Annotated in this window: 18 protein-coding genes and 2 pseudogenes; 7 read left to right on the top strand and 13 right to left on the bottom strand. The window is 49.4% G+C overall.

Annotation, left to right across the window (positions count from 1 at the left end; translation table 11 throughout):
- The 10 genes from ABLV30_RS06455 to ABLV30_RS06410 form a co-directional block, all read right to left on the bottom strand.
- Positions 1 to 669 carry a DsbA family protein gene (locus tag ABLV30_RS06455; RefSeq protein WP_032694650.1) on the bottom strand — a complete coding sequence of 223 codons (669 nt, stop codon included), beginning with the start codon at positions 667 to 669 and terminating at the stop codon, positions 1 to 3.
- A 70-nt stretch (positions 670 to 739) separates the two neighbouring features.
- A complete protein-coding gene (locus ABLV30_RS06450; protein ID WP_014226573.1) occupies positions 740 to 946 on the bottom strand; it encodes a DUF4762 family protein in 207 nt (68 codons plus the stop codon).
- A gap of 104 nt (positions 947 to 1,050) precedes the next feature.
- Positions 1,051 to 1,722 carry a transcriptional regulator gene (locus tag ABLV30_RS06445; protein WP_014226574.1) on the bottom strand — a complete coding sequence of 224 codons (672 nt, stop codon included), beginning with the start codon at positions 1,720 to 1,722 and terminating at the stop codon, positions 1,051 to 1,053.
- A 22-nt stretch (positions 1,723 to 1,744) separates the two neighbouring features.
- Complete coding sequence (locus tag ABLV30_RS06440) at positions 1,745 to 2,293, bottom strand: fimbrial protein (protein WP_014226575.1); 549 nt, start codon at positions 2,291 to 2,293, stop codon at positions 1,745 to 1,747.
- Between the two features lie 9 nt (positions 2,294 to 2,302).
- Positions 2,303 to 3,355, bottom strand: a complete 1,053-nt coding sequence (locus ABLV30_RS06435) for a fimbrial protein (RefSeq protein ID WP_049079477.1) — start codon at positions 3,353 to 3,355, stop codon at positions 2,303 to 2,305.
- Positions 3,355 to 3,984 carry a fimbrial protein gene (locus tag ABLV30_RS06430; RefSeq protein ID WP_049079478.1) on the bottom strand — a complete coding sequence of 210 codons (630 nt, stop codon included), beginning with the start codon at positions 3,982 to 3,984 and terminating at the stop codon, positions 3,355 to 3,357. Before ABLV30_RS06430 ends, ABLV30_RS06435 begins: the two co-directional genes overlap by 1 nt.
- Before the next feature lie 18 nt (positions 3,985 to 4,002).
- On the bottom strand, positions 4,003 to 4,746 hold the full coding sequence (locus ABLV30_RS06425) for a molecular chaperone (RefSeq protein ID WP_348865575.1): 744 nt from the start codon (positions 4,744 to 4,746) through the stop codon (positions 4,003 to 4,005).
- 25 nt (positions 4,747 to 4,771) lie between these two features.
- On the bottom strand, positions 4,772 to 7,240 hold the full coding sequence (locus ABLV30_RS06420; RefSeq protein ID WP_265800388.1) for a fimbria/pilus outer membrane usher protein: 2,469 nt from the start codon (positions 7,238 to 7,240) through the stop codon (positions 4,772 to 4,774).
- A gap of 75 nt (positions 7,241 to 7,315) precedes the next feature.
- Entirely contained in the window at positions 7,316 to 7,870 is a 555-nt protein-coding gene (locus ABLV30_RS06415) for a fimbrial protein (RefSeq protein WP_014226579.1), read from the bottom strand.
- A gap of 79 nt (positions 7,871 to 7,949) precedes the next feature.
- Positions 7,950 to 8,489 (bottom strand): fimbrial protein, encoded by a 540-nt coding sequence (locus ABLV30_RS06410; protein WP_048260253.1) that lies wholly within the window; start codon positions 8,487 to 8,489, stop codon positions 7,950 to 7,952.
- Positions 8,490 to 9,453: 964 nt separating this feature from the next.
- On the opposite strand from ABLV30_RS06410, the gene ABLV30_RS06405 reads away from it, so the two are divergent.
- The 6 genes and pseudogenes from ABLV30_RS06405 to ABLV30_RS06380 form a co-directional block, all read left to right on the top strand.
- Positions 9,454 to 9,936, top strand: coding sequence for an Hcp family type VI secretion system effector (locus ABLV30_RS06405; RefSeq protein WP_000997079.1), 483 nt, complete (start codon positions 9,454 to 9,456; stop codon positions 9,934 to 9,936).
- Positions 9,937 to 9,947: 11 nt separating this feature from the next.
- Positions 9,948 to 10,397 carry an STM2901 family protein gene (locus ABLV30_RS06400; RefSeq protein ID WP_348865574.1) on the top strand — a complete coding sequence of 150 codons (450 nt, stop codon included), beginning with the start codon at positions 9,948 to 9,950 and terminating at the stop codon, positions 10,395 to 10,397.
- Positions 10,382 to 10,729, top strand: coding sequence for a DUF1493 family protein (locus ABLV30_RS06395; RefSeq protein WP_064358557.1), 348 nt, complete (start codon positions 10,382 to 10,384; stop codon positions 10,727 to 10,729). Before ABLV30_RS06400 ends, ABLV30_RS06395 begins: the two co-directional genes overlap by 16 nt.
- Before the next feature lie 286 nt (positions 10,730 to 11,015).
- Complete coding sequence (locus ABLV30_RS06390; protein WP_348865573.1) at positions 11,016 to 11,318, top strand: hypothetical protein; 303 nt, start codon at positions 11,016 to 11,018, stop codon at positions 11,316 to 11,318.
- Between the two features lie 84 nt (positions 11,319 to 11,402).
- The gene (locus ABLV30_RS06385; protein WP_348865572.1) at positions 11,403 to 11,570 is read left to right on the top strand and encodes a hypothetical protein; all 168 of its coding nucleotides are present in this window, start codon (positions 11,403 to 11,405) and stop codon (positions 11,568 to 11,570) included.
- Between the two features lie 81 nt (positions 11,571 to 11,651).
- A pseudogene (locus tag ABLV30_RS06380) lies at positions 11,652 to 11,855 on the top strand (IS256 family transposase); the annotation flags it as partial.
- A 31-nt stretch (positions 11,856 to 11,886) separates the two neighbouring features.
- Here the strand turns inward: ABLV30_RS06380 and ABLV30_RS06375 are convergent.
- A pseudogene (locus ABLV30_RS06375) lies at positions 11,887 to 12,263 on the bottom strand (integrase); the annotation flags it as partial.
- A gap of 167 nt (positions 12,264 to 12,430) precedes the next feature.
- Here ABLV30_RS06375 and mutS point away from each other — a divergent pair.
- Positions 12,431 to 14,998 carry a DNA mismatch repair protein MutS gene (gene mutS / locus ABLV30_RS06370; RefSeq protein ID WP_064358570.1) on the top strand — a complete coding sequence of 856 codons (2,568 nt, stop codon included), beginning with the start codon at positions 12,431 to 12,433 and terminating at the stop codon, positions 14,996 to 14,998.
- A 119-nt stretch (positions 14,999 to 15,117) separates the two neighbouring features.
- Here mutS and ABLV30_RS06365 read toward each other — a convergent pair whose 3' ends face one another.
- On the bottom strand, positions 15,118 to 15,270 hold the full coding sequence (locus tag ABLV30_RS06365; RefSeq protein WP_009651623.1) for a Hok/Gef family protein: 153 nt from the start codon (positions 15,268 to 15,270) through the stop codon (positions 15,118 to 15,120).
- A 338-nt stretch (positions 15,271 to 15,608) separates the two neighbouring features.
- Entirely contained in the window at positions 15,609 to 15,845 is a 237-nt protein-coding gene (locus ABLV30_RS06360) for a non-oxidative hydroxyarylic acid decarboxylases subunit D (RefSeq protein WP_004853596.1), read from the bottom strand.
- Positions 15,846 to 15,851 lie beyond the last annotated feature (6 nt).

Below are 15,851 nucleotides of genomic sequence, written 5' to 3'. Positions count from 1 at the left end.
TTACTCCTTATCCTGGGTTAACAGCTGGCGTAAATAGTCGGCAAATTCAGGAAACTGACGATCCTTCGCCACTACGTATTTCTTATTCACAATAAACAGCGGCGTCGCGTTAATGTCATAAAGCTCGGTGATTTTCGCCATATATTCCAGACGCTCGGCGACGGCCTGACTTTGGCGTAGCTGATGGTATTTATCGACATCAATACTATTCTTTTTCAGCCAGCCATTAAGCGTTTCCTCATCGGCTAAATTAATCCCGCGGGTCATTACCGCGTTAAATGCCTGGTCGCGCGTCTGGCGCTCAATACCCATGACTTCAAGGGTCGCAAAAACCGGCGCAAAGACCGCCAGGCCGTTATTCTCGCCAGTAATATGGATAACTTCAAAGGTGCTATCCGCGGGTAGCGTGGCGGCGAATTTTTCGATCTCTTCCTCGTTCGATGCGCAGTAGTGACAGCCATAGGACATCACTTCAATAATGCTTTTCTCATTTTTTATTGGGCTACTGGCAACGGTTGCGCTGTCAATTTCTCGCAGGGCGGAAGGCTGACTGCTATCCAGTGAAAATGTATTAAACACAAATATGTGATAGCACAGCACGGTAATTAGCGACGAAATTAACGCCACCAGAAACGTATAGCCAACGGCGGTAATAGGTTTTATCTTCATTTGATACCAGGCTCGCGAAAATAGCGGAGAAATACATGGAGGGTTCCCCCTCCATGTATCACATCAGTGATTAATAACGGGCGCTATTTGGCACGACGCACATGCTGTCCGGCGCATCTTTCATGCTAACGGTTGAACCGTGCTTATCCGTACAGGTGGTCACTTGTTTACAGGTAGAAACACCGCCAACGACCACTGTCTCGTAAGAGCTTGTGCAAGTTTCCTTGCAGCAGCCGCCAATAATAGTTGACGCTTCAATCATACTTAATTTTTGCATTTGTTAGATCCTTAACTATTTATATTGAAATGTATTTTTCTTACACTTACCTACTGGCTTAGCTATCTGCCAGTAATTCTGTCGATGTTAGACTTTGTACGCTGTTATACGCAGGGGGTGGCGACGATACATTTGAAAATATTAAACAGCTCTACGTTATTTTTAGCATTTAACTTTTTCATCAGGCCCCGTTTGCAGCGGCTCAGTCGACGAACATCAATTTTTTGCTCAGAGGAAATTTGCGACAATGACTTCCCTTTGAATATTTCTTCCATTAACCACCAGTCATCGCTGGAGATACTGTTATTAAAATCCCGGGCTAACCACTTCTGTCGGGTATAATTAATTAGCGAGCGGCTATAAAATATTTTCTTTGCCACCATCGAATCAGCGCCTTCAATGAATTTGAAAAAATTCTCCAGCGATTCATTTTTTAATAACCAGCTCGCCTCCGGGAGCAGCGAATGCAGCGCAAAAAACAGAGAAATATTATTTTCTCCTAATAAAATCACCAGCTGCTGATTTTCCCGGCAGTAGTACTCTTTAATGGTGTATAGCGCATTAAAGCGTTCGTCCGGCAAACTGTCGACATCGCAGAGCACCCAGCGCAGCTCCTCTTTCTGCTTCGGCAGACGCAGCGTATTAATCAGCTGAGAGAACTGATCGAGCCTTGAGAAAGCGCAGTCGCCGTCATGCGCGGCAAGATCGTCAACCAAAGAACGTACGCCTTCTGAGAAAAAGATATTTTTATCGTAGAGAAAGAAACGGCGGCTCATTTATCATCATCCTTGATCTATTCTACTGGTAATTAAGGGTGTAATACGCTGTTGCCTGGAAGGCACCGGTCTGCAAGGTTTTGTTACTCAAGGCGTCCGGTTCCCCTTCAACAAAAGCTTTAAAATTTAACTGCATGGTGGCATCGGAAATGGCGACCGCGGTTGTTGGCGTATTGAGTGAAATCGCCGTGCCGTTACTCTCTTCAAAACCAATGCCAATACCGCTGGCGGAATTTGGCGCTACCGGCGTAATCGCCAGACGGTCGCTCATATTGGCATTTTCCGTCCCGCTAAAGGTTACGGTAACGGAATTAAAAACATCGGTACTGCAATCCTTAAGCTCAATCACAAACGCTTTGGGCTGTGATTTGCTCTCCGCATAGAGCGTACGGGTTGAAATCTGGCCAAAATCCACGGCGATATTTTTGGATGAAGGAACGATACTGCAGCCATGGGCCGCGACGGTGCCTTTGAAGGTTAAGTCGCCGCCGATCAGTTCCCCGCTGGCGTACGCCGGCGTGGCCGCCGAAAGTAAGCCCAGAAGTACCATAGATGCGATAAATTGACGCATGCTGCCCCCTTACTGAAACTCAGCGACCACGGTGGCCGATGCCTGGAAATCCCCTTCGAGAACATTGGTCCCGGCATTGGCAATCGGCGCGGCGGTGAGATTCCAGGTTCCCTGATTATTATTAAAACCCGGCACGTCATAAAATCTATTCGCGGCCACTAAACTGCCGCCTGAATCTTTCAGAATAATGCCAAGATTGGATCGATCGACGGCGCCGGTGGTCCCTAAATAATCGCTATTAAAACTGGCGGTATTGGCCTGCTGAATGCCCAGGCGAATATTTAAATTACCGTTCGCGAAACTTCCCCCTTCGCATTTCACCTGAATCGGCACGGGCCGGCTGTAATTATTGCCATTTAGCAGCGAACCCGAACTGGGGATGGTATCAAAATCAACGACGATCGGTGTACCTGAGTTGACAATGCATTTATCCGGAACGGTAATGACCCCGGAATTAATCGAGACAATCGACATTGGAGTGCTGCCCATTCCTGAGCTGTAATTCCCCAGGCGGCCGTAAAGCTTGGCGATTTCTGTACCCAGCAGGTTAACGCCGTTGACAATAGGCTTAGTAATCATAAACGTTACCCGCCCCTTGGCGCCGGACTCAAAGTTATTAAATTGGGTGGTTGGCGGAACGCATTTATTCTGAAAAGCGTTATTCGATTCATTATAAAAAGGCACCGCAAAATAATCCATGCGCTGACCACGGATATAAATTTCAATTTTAACATCCATATAATCATTGAGCTTTAAATAGCCCGGCGCGCTTCCCTGCTGCATCAGCGAGGCGGTCGCAGAGTAATAAATCGCCTGATTTTCCATGGGAATGGTACAGCTGGCTATACCAGAATATTGCCCGCCCAATGAAAACTCATAAGGAATCGTTGCCCCTATGCTGTTATTGGTAATATCCTGATTGACCACGTCAATATTATACATTTTAGGTCCGCCGACCGGCGTAATTTCCCCTTCAATCGCCGCGCTGGCGTCAAGGGATAGTAAGCCGCCGCAGAGTAAAAGCGTGACGCAAGATTTTCGTCCGATAACCATCGTCGTCATCAGAGATACTCCATTTTTAAACGTAGCAGTCCGCTAAAGTTGCCCGCGGTCACGTTTCGTCCGGTTGACTCCAGCACGGCAATAAACGTCAGGCTGCTATCGCCGGTTTTCACAATAAACGGCGGCTGCGTTTGATTAATATCCAGCGCCCGTTCTTTAACATCCAGCAGGCGAATACCGGCTCCTGAGATGCTGCCGGTCAGGCGCAGCAGCTGGCGATTATGTTCATCCGATTCGCCGATAAAAGTGAGCTGAACCGCCTGCTCGCCGGTGGTGTAGAGATGCTTGCTGTTGCCCGTCGTCCGTGAGGCGATGCTGTCGCGCGCCTGCGAGGCGCCTTTCAGGCAATCTCTGAGTTCGACGCGAACCAGCACCGGCTGACTCCGGTCGCCGGCCTGATGAAAACGGCGGGCGCTGATTTCACCCATCTCGATAATCTGCAGGCGGCTCTGCGGCGCCAGCACGCAAGGCGAGGCATAAACGGAGCCATTGAATATCACGTTACCGCCATCTTCCCCCTGATGATCCCGGTTATAGTGCTGTGGCTGTAGCGGAATATCAGCGTCGGCCAGCGCTGGCATACTGATACCGAATACAAACAGTGCTAATAGCGATAGACGCGTTTTCATCATCAGGTTCCTCTTTAATTACCCTTGCTGCGATGGCGGCAGCGCTTTACAGGTATTTCCTTCGCAGCGATATTTCAGCTCCGGATGACCGCCATAATCATTCACATACATCATGGCGAAATCTCGCACGCTGCCGTCGGTTACGCTGAACTCCATGCTGGACTTCGGCGCAATCATAATCCCCGGAAACTTAGTGATTTTTTCACCCTTAACGCGGGACAAGCTAATAATGGTGATGTAATAGGGCGTCGGGTTTTGCGCGGTCATCTTATTGCCGCTCTTTTGAAAGACGACCTGGTCCTGCCAAATCTCGCTTTTGCTTTTGGGAATAATGGCCGTCGGGCGGTAAAATAATTTAATCCGCGACTGCATGGCTAACTGCAGGACATTCGCTTTATCCGGCTTGGGCGGGATTTCGCGCACGCTTAAATAAAACAGGCTTTCCCGATCCTGCGGCAGCTGGTTAATACCGTCAGTTTTGGTGACCCGCGCCACCCCTTTTTGCCCGCCGTTAATCCGCTGTAAAGGCGGCAGCACCACCAGCGGAGAGGTAATCTTGTTGCCCTTGCTGTCCTCAACCCACGATTGCGCGAGGAAAGGAATATCCGGGCTGGTGTTGGTTAAATTCGCGCTCGCCGAACTGTCTTTACCGGTGATGATCAGACGCGTGCGATCCAGCGAACCCCCTGCCTGAGCGGTACCGCCTACCGCCGCCAGCATCACAACGCCCATCCAGCAGAATTTGTTGCTTGTTATGCTCATTTTTGGCCTTTTATTACTGTCACTGTCATTTACACGGCAATAGCGCGGCTGTCGAACGACGCACGATGGTCGGCGGGATGGCAATCTGGCACTGCTTTTTCCCGCTCCACACTACGCTTAGCAGCTCCTGAGGATTAACCCCCGCCAGCCATCCCTGGCCACCTTCCATAATCATGGAGACGCTCACGCCATCGCCGTTGATAACCTCCGCGCCGAACGGTGGATAGGTACCGTCAGCCAGGCGAATAATCCCCATCATTTTTTCGCCCTTCGCCATGCCAAAGGTCTGATAGCCAATGGCGCCTTCGGTCAGCGTGGCAGTGCTGATGGCCTTTGCCGGTTCGATGGATTCCGACATCGCATCGACATCAACACGGGTATCAAAGCTGTTGTAGCTCACGATGTCCGGAATAACGGCAATACCGAAATTGTTGGTTCTTGATTTACCGTCATTGAGCGGAACGTCGCCGATACCGTTGGTATTCACCATCACGCGCGCCGTGTTGAGCGTCGCGCCGCTGTTGTGGATCGCCGCCCCGTGCCGGGTAGCGGTAAAGCCGCCGCGCAGGGTGCTGCTCAGGGAAACGTAGTGATCCTGCTGATAGCTGGCGTTGCTGTTGATTTCGGCATACTGCGAGCGGCGCTGATAGTAGCCGTCGACGTTGGCATAGCCGCTCTGGCTCGCCCCGGCACGCAGTCGCCACAGGTTGTTGTAGTCGCTGCTGTCGGTGTACGAGAGCATCGGGCTGGTTTTGCCGTTATTGGTCTGTACGTCGAGACCGCTCCATTTGCTATCGCCAACGGGAATGGAAAGCGAGAAAGCAATAGAGTCGTCTTTACGCCCTTCGTAATCGGAACGGTAGGCCGAAATATTGGTGGTGATCCCGCGAATATTACAGACGTTAAACGAGCGCCCTAACGAGATGCCGTAGCGATCCTGGCTGCTTCGATTCCAGTAATTCTGGTGGGTATAGGTCAGAAAGACGGTGGTCGCTTTGCCTGGCTCATCGGCCCAGAACGTTTTATTCCCGGTGATGGTATAGACTTCTTTTTCACGGCCAAGGCTGTCGTAACCCTCGTAACGCTCGTTGAGATATTGCGAGAAAGAGCGGAAATCTTCCTGAGAGAAGCGATAGCCGGCGAAGGTAATTGAACTGTTATATTCGTCGAACGTTTTCGCATAGCTCAGCTTAAACGAGGTGCCTTTAAGCCGCTTCTGGTTTGACTGCTGGCTGTAGGATTCGGTGGCGTCCAGCGAGAGCGCGCCCAGTACGCTGAGATCGCGGCCAATACCGGCGGAGACCGCGGTATATTCCGCCCCTGCGCTTTGTAAACCACCGTACAGCGACCAGGCGTTGGTTATCCCCCAGGAGAAATCACCGGAAGCGAAACCTGGCCCCTGAATTTTATGGTTATAGCGGGACGGCGCGCCGACAGCCACGTTGTAACGCACGTAGCCGGGACGCGTAAGGTAAGGAATGTTGGCGGTGTTAACCTGGAACGTCGAAATGGAACCGTCCTGCTCCTCCACCTGAACATCCAGCGTACCGCGCACCGAGCTGCGTAAATCCTGAATGTTAAACGGCCCGGCGGGAACCGTCGTTTCATAAATAATGCGCCCGCTCTGCTTCACCGTCACTTTGGCGTTGGTCTTGGCCAGGCCGCGAATTTCCGGCGCGTAGCCCTGCAGGTTTGGCGGCAGCTGACGCTCATCGCTGGCGAGATTAAGCCCGGTAAAGCGCACGGTGTCGAAGACCTGAGAATCAAGGTAGATCTCCCCTGCCGTCAGCTTTGCCGCCATCATCGGCAGCGGACGGTAGGCGTAGATCTGATTCATGTCGAAATCAAATTGATGCGTCGCGCTGTAATAGCTGGTCTGATATTCGCCGCGCAAACGCCAGCCGCCGAGGTTAAACCCTGTCTGGCCGTATCCGCTCAGGGTGGTGTAATCTTCATGCATATCAAGCTGGCGGGTATATTGCCCGGTCAGACTGTAGTCGAGCAAAAAACCACCGATGCCCTGGTCCCAGCGCTCCGGCGGCGTCCAGTTCGGATCGTTGTATTTCATCCACGCCTGCGGGACGGTGATGTCCAGCACCCCGGCGTAGTTGCTGAGCGTAGCGCCAGGAAGGCTCAGCAGGTCATAGCAATCGGCAAACGGCTGTGCGACCTTTTTCTGCGCTTCTTCTTTCAACGCCAATCTGGCAAGAATTTCGCCGTTAATGCAGGCCTGGGTATGCTTCTGGTCCTTAGAAGCCAGATAGCGAACCTTTTGCTGCCCCACCGCCTGGCCATTTATTTTAATATCTAATAAGTACTCGCCCGGCGGGACATAGTTGTCGGTGGCGAAACGGGTTAAATCGATATTGTCGCGATCGGCGGCATCCAGTACGTCGGTATTGAATTCCACGTCGGTTGAGGCACAAGCCATAGAAGCACAGCAGAAAAAAAGCATCTGAGAGAGGATTATTTTTATTTTTAGTTCTGCTGACATGACTATTCATCCCGAATCATTCAGTAAAATATCGTGCGCGGTAAACAAGCTACAACAGCAATAGCTGGCTTGCGTCTAGTTGTAATCCATATAAAAACGAGTGACGGCGTAAAAATCCCCAGCCTTAATATGTTGCTGAACAGGAACCAGCGAAGCGGTGAATTTCAGCGTATTATTCTCATCACTTAGCAGATATCCCGAGGAGGGTTCTCCAAAAGTTAAAACTTCCCCACGGCGATCGCGAATCTGTATACCAAACCCCTTTCCTTCCCCATCCGGAATTAATACGGTCGGGTCCTGCGATGACGCATTGCCGGTAAAAGTAATCGTGGCATAAGCACCGGGCGTTGATTGATTTTCGCTGCCGTAAGACGCGCAGCCCACTAAGCGCACCAGAAAAGGCCGGACGAGCTTACCTTCTTGATCCATATTAATATCGCGAGCGGATATGTTGCCGAAATCCACCCATAGCTCCCGCGAGCTGGGATCAATATCGCAGGCGGCAGCAACCAGCTCCCCCGAAAGCGCCAGCTGTCCGGGCGTAAAATTAGTACTCGAAGCATGTCCGGAAAAGAGTAATACCGATACGAATAGCGCCATCAGTCTCTTTTTCTCTGTATCCTTAACCATACTCAGAATTCCATATTATCGGGTACACCATCCAATATCGCGGGGAGGAACCTCCCCGCGAGCGATAACTCAAAATCGATTATTGATAATCGATAGTGAAATTGATCGTTGACTGGAATGCACCCGCGGTTACGGTAGGGGTAGAACCGCCCGATGCCGCTTCCGCTTTCAGGAAGGCCACGAAAGGAATGGTGTTAGTACCATCGACCAGGGTGACCGGCGTGGTCTGCGCGCCCCAGGTCACAGTCTGGCTAGCGCTATCTTTCAGGCCGATACCTGCACCAGATGCGGTACCAGAAGTAAAGGCAGCCAGAGTAGGATCGTTCGGGTTAACCGAAGTCGGGGTATAGGAAACAACGGCGCTGCTGGCGATGGTGGTATCGCAATACTGCAGCTCGATGTTTTTGGTTTCAGTTGCCTGACCCCCGCCTTGCAGCAGGGAAACTGGAACCTGACCAAAATCAACGGTTACCGGGCTGGACGACGGCGCTAAACCACACGCGGTATTCACCAGCTCACCCTGAAGCTCAATCTGACCATTAGTGGTATCAGCCAGTGCAGACATTGAGCCGAGAGCAGCAGTTAATGCCACAGCCATAGCAACTTTATTCAGTTTCATAGAAAATTCCTGCGTTATAAATTTTTATCCTAAAGAGTAAGGAGCTATAAAATTGCTGAGTTATACTCTCATAACAATTTGCAGCCCTCCGCATCACCGAAAAATCCGTTTCAATAATTAGACTATTAATTAATATTAATAATTTAATTAAAGCCAGATCCCCTGGTCGACAAAAATACTAACAAATCATTTTTTAGGTAAAAAGAGATACATTTACAAAGGAATTAAAAAAAGATTTAACCTCGCGAACAATGCTACCATAGGAAATTAACTCGCAGAATGCTGAGATATATCCTAAAAACAAATTACGACAGGTAATTAATAGAGGATAAACGAAAGATGTCGATGGTAAGAGAATTGTAACACAGATCACATTTCATTAACAAAAACCCTTTTCTGCTACACGCAACGGTGAAAAGTAGACGGAATAAAGGAAATAACGCGAGGCGTACGACGCCGGTGAAAACGGATGTCTCCCCGTCTACACCATCGACCTGCATTCGCCAGTATAGCCTTTTCCGCTGCGACCTCCCCCTGCGGCATACCGCCGCTGCTTCTTGTTTTCCTGACCTGAAGACTCCGTTATCATGCGGCTCATGAGTCAATAAACAGAAATGCACAGTTTCACGGGAACCGATGAGCGATAGCGCGACGTCATGAAAACAATAAACTCCGCTAACTCATTAAAACTGGATTTGACCCTATATATCTTGACGCCCCCCCTCCGATGATGCAGCAGTACCCTTTATCAAGGGTTAACCTGTTCAAATTGAGGAATAAAGTAATTGCTAAGTAAGTTCTGGCTTACTGATGGTATACATTTTTGGGAATATGAGTGCGGTTTGATAGAAGCAGGTAACTAACTCTTCAAAAGAGCAAAAAAACCACATATTGGTTATTTACTCACCTTCGTTCAATAGATACACTATTTATAGGGAGTTACAACGACATAAGGAAAAAGTACATGGCTATTCCGGGTAATATGTGGCTCTATGACGATGGTGGAGCACTAATCAAAGGCGGTTGTGATGTTGCAGACAGAGAATTCAGTATAGAGTTTAAAGGGTTTCACCATAATCTTTCTATTCCCACTGATAATGCTACTGGCAAACCTACCGGCACTCGTCAGCACTCACCAATGATCATCGTTAAAGAATTCGACTATTCCAGCCCATACCTCTACAAAGCAGTTGCTACTGGTCAGAACCTGAAATCTGCTGAAATCAAATGGTATAAAATCAGCGATGCTGGTCAGGAAGTGGAATACTTCAATATGCTACTTGAAGGAGTTCGAATCGTATCAATATCACCTACAATGGCTTCCCCAGAAGACAAGAACAACAACCATCTTGAATCCGTGGAGCTAAGGTATGAGAAAATCACCTGGAAACATTGTGATGGAAACATAATTTTCACCGATGCATGGAATGAACGGCAAACAGCCTAATAGGTGATTGAATGGATACGACAGAAGAACTAAACGGAACCTACTTCTACCACGGACAATCGAACCTGTCAGCAGGTGAACTATTTGATGTGATTTTCCTTGAGCATTTTTGTGATGAACTTGGAATTGGCATTGAGTCAGGTGCTGCTATCCTCGCCGGGCAACCGTGGTTAAAAACCAGAACGAAACCGGGAGAGGCAATAAAAGGGACAAGTGTTATTTCCAGGTATGGGAGAATGCTTTTACGAAATGCACGAACTCCTTTTGGTATTAGAGTTCCTACACCAGTTGGTGTAAGAATGCGAAAAACAAATAATCTTGCCGCAGTCATAGCACGATATGTTCCGTGGTTAGGCTGGATTGGTCTTGTCAATTCGATTTACCAAATATCAAGGAAAACTCAGGCAAAATACAACCTAATAGCACGCCCTAAAGATCGTATACAATGGACATCCTTTTGATGGATACAATTCAACAAGAGGTGTTAGCACTCTTCCGTGAAGAGATCCCCGGATATTTAGACAGCAATTGGAAAGAAATCCCTTTAGAACTTGATTCTGATTTATTTGAAGCTCCCGGTGATGACCTGCATGAAGCTTTGAATAAATTTGAAAAAAATTTTAATGTAGATTTATCAGAAGTTAAATGGTCGTATTATTTTCCTTGGGAGAATACTCCATTACTAACACGGTGGTTTAAATTAAAAAGGGAAGATGTAGAAAGGAGTCGTAAACCTTTAACTGTAAAAATGTTTGCCGAATCAGCAAAAGCAGGAAAATGGCTTTATGACTGAGTGGACGATGGTGTTATTTATTTTAAAAACAGGAAATATAGATGAAAACATTACACACTTAAAGAAGACAAAGATTCTGGAGATTTTTATCTTTTTGCAAGAGATATGCACCGAAAGGCGCAGAATATTAATGCACTCTGGTTTCAAAAAATACATGCAAAAAATGTATAAATCAGGCAATAAAGGGAACCGTTTCTCATGTGTCACTGAACAACAATTCAACTTACGATGAAAAATAATAAATTTCATCTATAATCATCAACCGACCATTGGCGAATATCACATCATGGATAAAAAAATTAAATTAGGTATGGAGATAGTGTTATTTGTAGCTGCTCTTGTAGGAATATGCGCCTACTTCTTTCCCAAAACTCCAGATGCGCACAAGAGTGATGACATCATTGGCATATGGACATCAGATTATTCATATGATAGTGCAGGAATTACAATTAGGGTAAATGGAGAGACATCATACTTTTCTAATGGAAAATACAATGTTAATGCTGATATGTCTTTTCAACCAGATAGCACAACTATCATAACCTTTGCTATTAATGGTGCTGGGGATTGGAATATTCATAATAAATAACTAATAACAACACTTAATACTTTGAAGTCTATTCCCGCAAAAATGGTTTATAAAGGGAAGGTGTTGGGATCTCAAGATTTTGATATGATGGAAAGAATTTCCAATCAAAAACTTAAGACCATAGAAGATTTCACAGCGCCTGGAGCAAGTCAGTCTTACATTATAAAAAATGATGACCATGACAAAAAGTTATTAGAAGCTATAAATCCCTTTGGCAAAAACTTCAACATAGAGATGTATAGAAAAAAGTAGGATCTTTCATGAGACTGTAATTTAAATTGTGTATCTGCCTGTTTTTGATATGTTCATCCCAACAATGGAGACAGGCAAATTATGGACGAAAACAAACTTAAGGCGCTGACTGCTGAACTGGCCAAAGGCCTCAAAACCAAAGCTGACTTAAACCAGTTTTCCCGTATGCTGACGGATTTAACCCTCGAAACAGCACCCAATGCTGAACCCTGGCATGAGAAAAACGCGCCCAAAAAAGGCTTTAATACACGCAATGGCTACTCGTCAAAAACCCTGCTTTGCGATAGTGAGCAAACACATCATTAATAATGAGTTATGAAGCCTCTGTTTCTCGCTTAACCCTATTGGGATTTCTTTTGGTAGCGATCATGGTCTGAACCAATACCCTGGCGGCTTCACGGGCTTGATCGAGCCTCGGATAACCAGAAACATTTCCTACTTTCACTTTTAGGACCGAACTCGGTTTCTTATCTTCTTTCACATCACGAGCATCGGAAGGCACTCTTCTCTGGATTACATATGTTTTTTTCGTCAAACTTACCTTCACCCCGAATCCCACAGGAGCGTCCCTGTGATCATCAAAGACTGTGTAAGGTTTTTGGTCAGGGTAACTTCGAAAACAATTTTTCCTGGATCACTAAGAGCAGGCTTCAAAATTATGATTAACTTATTGATAATAAAAGATTGATTCAGGGTTGTTCTCTAAGCACCACCATTTGTAGCTCAAGAATGATTAGAGGGTAACTTATCGCGTTCTGAGCTACAAGTGAGCTACAAATTTGTGGGTTCATGTGAGTTTAACAGGGGTTTAAATGTGCCACATGAGTACTCGAAAGAATTAAAAAATGAGTAAAATCAATATGAATGAAGAAATTGATAAGGACTTCTCTAGCCACACCCCGATGATGCAGCAGTATCTCAAGCTGAAAGCCCAGCACCCGGAGATTCTGCTGTTTTACCGGATGGGTGATTTTTACGAACTGTTCTATGACGATGCGAAACGCGCATCGCAGCTGCTGGATATCTCGCTGACGAAGCGCGGCGCTTCCGCGGGCGAACCGATTCCGATGGCCGGGATCCCCCATCACGCGGTTGAGAACTATCTGGCTAAGCTGGTTAATCAGGGCGAGTCGGTGGCCATTTGCGAACAGATTGGCGATCCGGCAACCACCAAAGGGCCGGTTGAACGCAAAGTCGTCCGCATTGTGACACCGGGTACCATCAGCGATGAAGCGCTGCTGCAGGAACGCCAGGACAATCTGCTGGCCGCCATCTGGCAGGACAGTAAAGGTTTTGGCTACGCCACCCTCGATATCAGCTCCGGACGTTTTCGCCTGAGCGAACCCGCTGACCGCGAAACGATGGCGGCGGAGCTCCAGCGCACCAACCCCGCCGAGCTGCTGTACGCGGAGGATTTTGCCGAGTCGTCGCTGATTGAGGGCCGCCGCGGCCTGCGCCGCCGTCCGCTGTGGGAATTTGAAATCGACACCGCGCGCCAGCAGCTCAATCTCCAGTTTGGCACGCGCGATCTGGTTGGTTTCGGCGTTGAAAACGCCCCGCGCGGCCTGTGCGCCGCCGGCTGCCTGCTGCAATACGTCAAAGACACCCAGCGCACGTCATTGCCGCATATCCGCTCCATCACGATGGAGCGCCAGCAGGACAGCATCATTATGGATGCGGCCACCCGCCGCAATCTGGAGATCACCCAGAACCTGGCCGGCGGCTTTGATAATACGCTGGCCTCGGTGCTCGACTGCACCGTGACCCCAATGGGCAGCCGTATGCTTAAGCGCTGGCTGCATATGCCGGCGCGCGACACCGCCGTGCTGGTAGAGCGCCAGCAGACCATCGGCGCGCTGCAGGAACATTACACCGAGCTGCAGCCGGTACTGCGCCAGGTCGGCGACCTCGAACGTATTCTGGCGCGCCTGGCGCTGCGCACCGCCCGCCCTCGCGATTTAGCGCGTATGCGTCACGCTTTCCAGCAGCTGCCGGCACTGCGCGCGATGCTGGGGGACGTCGACTGTGCGCCAGTACAGCGGCTCCGGGAAAAGATGGGGGAATTTAGCGAGCTGCGTGAACTGCTGGAACGGGCGATTATCGATGCGCCGCCGGTACTGGTTCGCGACGGCGGCGTTATCGCCCCCGGCTATAACGCGGAACTCGATGAGTGGCGCGGCCTGGCCGATGGCGCGACCGATTACCTCGACAGACTGGAAGTTCGCGAGCGCGAGCGTCTGGGGCTGGACACGCTGAAGGTAGGCTACAACGCCGTCCACGGCTACTACATCCAGATTAGCCGCGGTCAGAGCCAGCATGCGCCGATCCACTACGTCCGTCGCCAGACCCTCAAGAACGCCGAGCGCTATATTATTCCTGAGCTGAAGGAGTATGAAGACAAAGTGCTGACCTCCAAAGGGAAGGCGCTGGCGCTGGAAAAGCAGCTGTACGATGAACTTTTCGATATGCTGCTGCCGCATCTTGGCGACCTGCAGCAGAGCGCCAGCGCGCTGGCGGAGCTCGATGTGCTGGTGAACCTCGCCGAGCGCGCGGAAACCCTCAACTACTGCTGCCCGACTTTTAGCGATAAGCCGGGTATTCGTATCAGCGAAGGCCGCCATCCGGTGGTTGAGCAGGTTCTGAAAGAGCCGTTCATCGCTAACCCGCTGCACCTCGCCCCGCAGCGGAGAATGCTGATTATCACCGGCCCGAATATGGGCGGTAAAAGTACCTATATGCGTCAGACCGCGCTGATCGCCCTGCTGGCGTATATCGGCAGCTACGTTCCGGCGGAAAAAGTCGACATCGGCCCCATCGATCGTATTTTCACCCGCGTCGGCGCGGCGGATGACCTGGCCAGCGGCCGCTCAACCTTTATGGTAGAGATGACCGAAACCGCCAATATTCTGCATAACGCCACCGAGCATAGCCTTGTGCTGATGGATGAAATCGGTCGTGGCACCTCGACCTACGATGGCCTGTCGCTGGCGTGGGCCTGCGCGGAAAATCTGGCGAACAAGATTAAAGCCCTGACCCTGTTTGCCACCCACTACTTCGAGCTGACCCAGCTGCCGGAGAAAATGGAAGGCGTGGCCAACGTCCATCTTGATGCTCTGGAGCACGGCGACACCATCGCCTTCATGCACAGCGTGCAGGATGGCGCGGCCAGTAAGAGCTACGGTCTGGCGGTTGCCGCGCTGGCCGGTGTGCCGAAAGAGGTGATTAAACGCGCGCGGCAGAAGCTGCGCGAGCTGGAAAGCATTGCGCCGAGCGCTGCCGCCACGCAGGTGGACGGTACCCAGATGTCGCTGCTTTCCGCTCCGGAAGAGACCTCGCCCGCGGTTGAAGCGCTGGAGAATCTTGACCCGGATTCGCTGACTCCGCGCCAGGCGCTGGAGTGGATCTATCGCCTGAAGAGCCTGGTGTAGTTCTCGTTTAACGTGAAAAAACGGCAGCGCCCTGCGGTGCTGCCGTTTTAACAAATGCAAACTGGGTGCGAGAGGATGCATCCTGACAACCAATACGCGGGGTTGCCCCCGCGCTGATGCTATTTCTTCGATTCGTAAGCGAGAACAGCTTTAAACTCCATACTACGCTCTTTAATACTGAGTTCGCACAGCGAGCTGCGCACCAAAAGCGTAAATCCCAGTACCGTAATACACAGTACGACGATTGCCACAAGGGCATATTTTGTTAGCATGTCTTGCCTCCCTGCAAAGAAGAGACTAACATCTGAATTGTTCAGGTTCATTCGTCAGCCTCAGTTGATAGAAATATCTCCTGGGGCTTTCGTCTATCTGAATCCTTGTCAATGCTCAAAGCCAGATAGCCTCAAGCACCCGCCGCTATTCTATATTTTCCCGGCCGCGAAGCTTATCGGTAATTTATCAAACCCGTTGATTTTATTATAAACTGGAAGATGGCTCGCAAACGTATCTGCTCTATTAACCTTTTATGCAATTTGAAAATTTAATTAATAAATATTTTGCATTGATTAACTAAATATAAAAAGGCCCGACTAAGCGGACCCCGTTGATTTTAGCGTTTATCTTCCGCCAGCAGCGGCGGAATATGCGGCACCATTGGCGCGTCATCGATATCCTTTTGGGTCATGCGGAACGCTTCCGGATAATGTTCCCGGCTGGTGCGGCGTAGCGGTTCAGTATTCCGCCAGGTGTAGAAACAGTGCTGGCACTGAAATACCGTCCAGACATCTTTTACCGGCGATGTTGCCAGCACTTCAATATGTTCATCGGCGCAGCGTGGACAAATCATCTTCTT

The organism is Klebsiella sp. CN_Kp113 (assembly GCF_040064585.1).
Classification (GTDB): Bacteria; Pseudomonadota; Gammaproteobacteria; order Enterobacterales; family Enterobacteriaceae; genus Klebsiella; species Klebsiella michiganensis.
The sequence above is the reverse complement of the archived record's forward strand: the minus strand, read 5'-3'. Positions and strand labels throughout refer to the sequence as shown.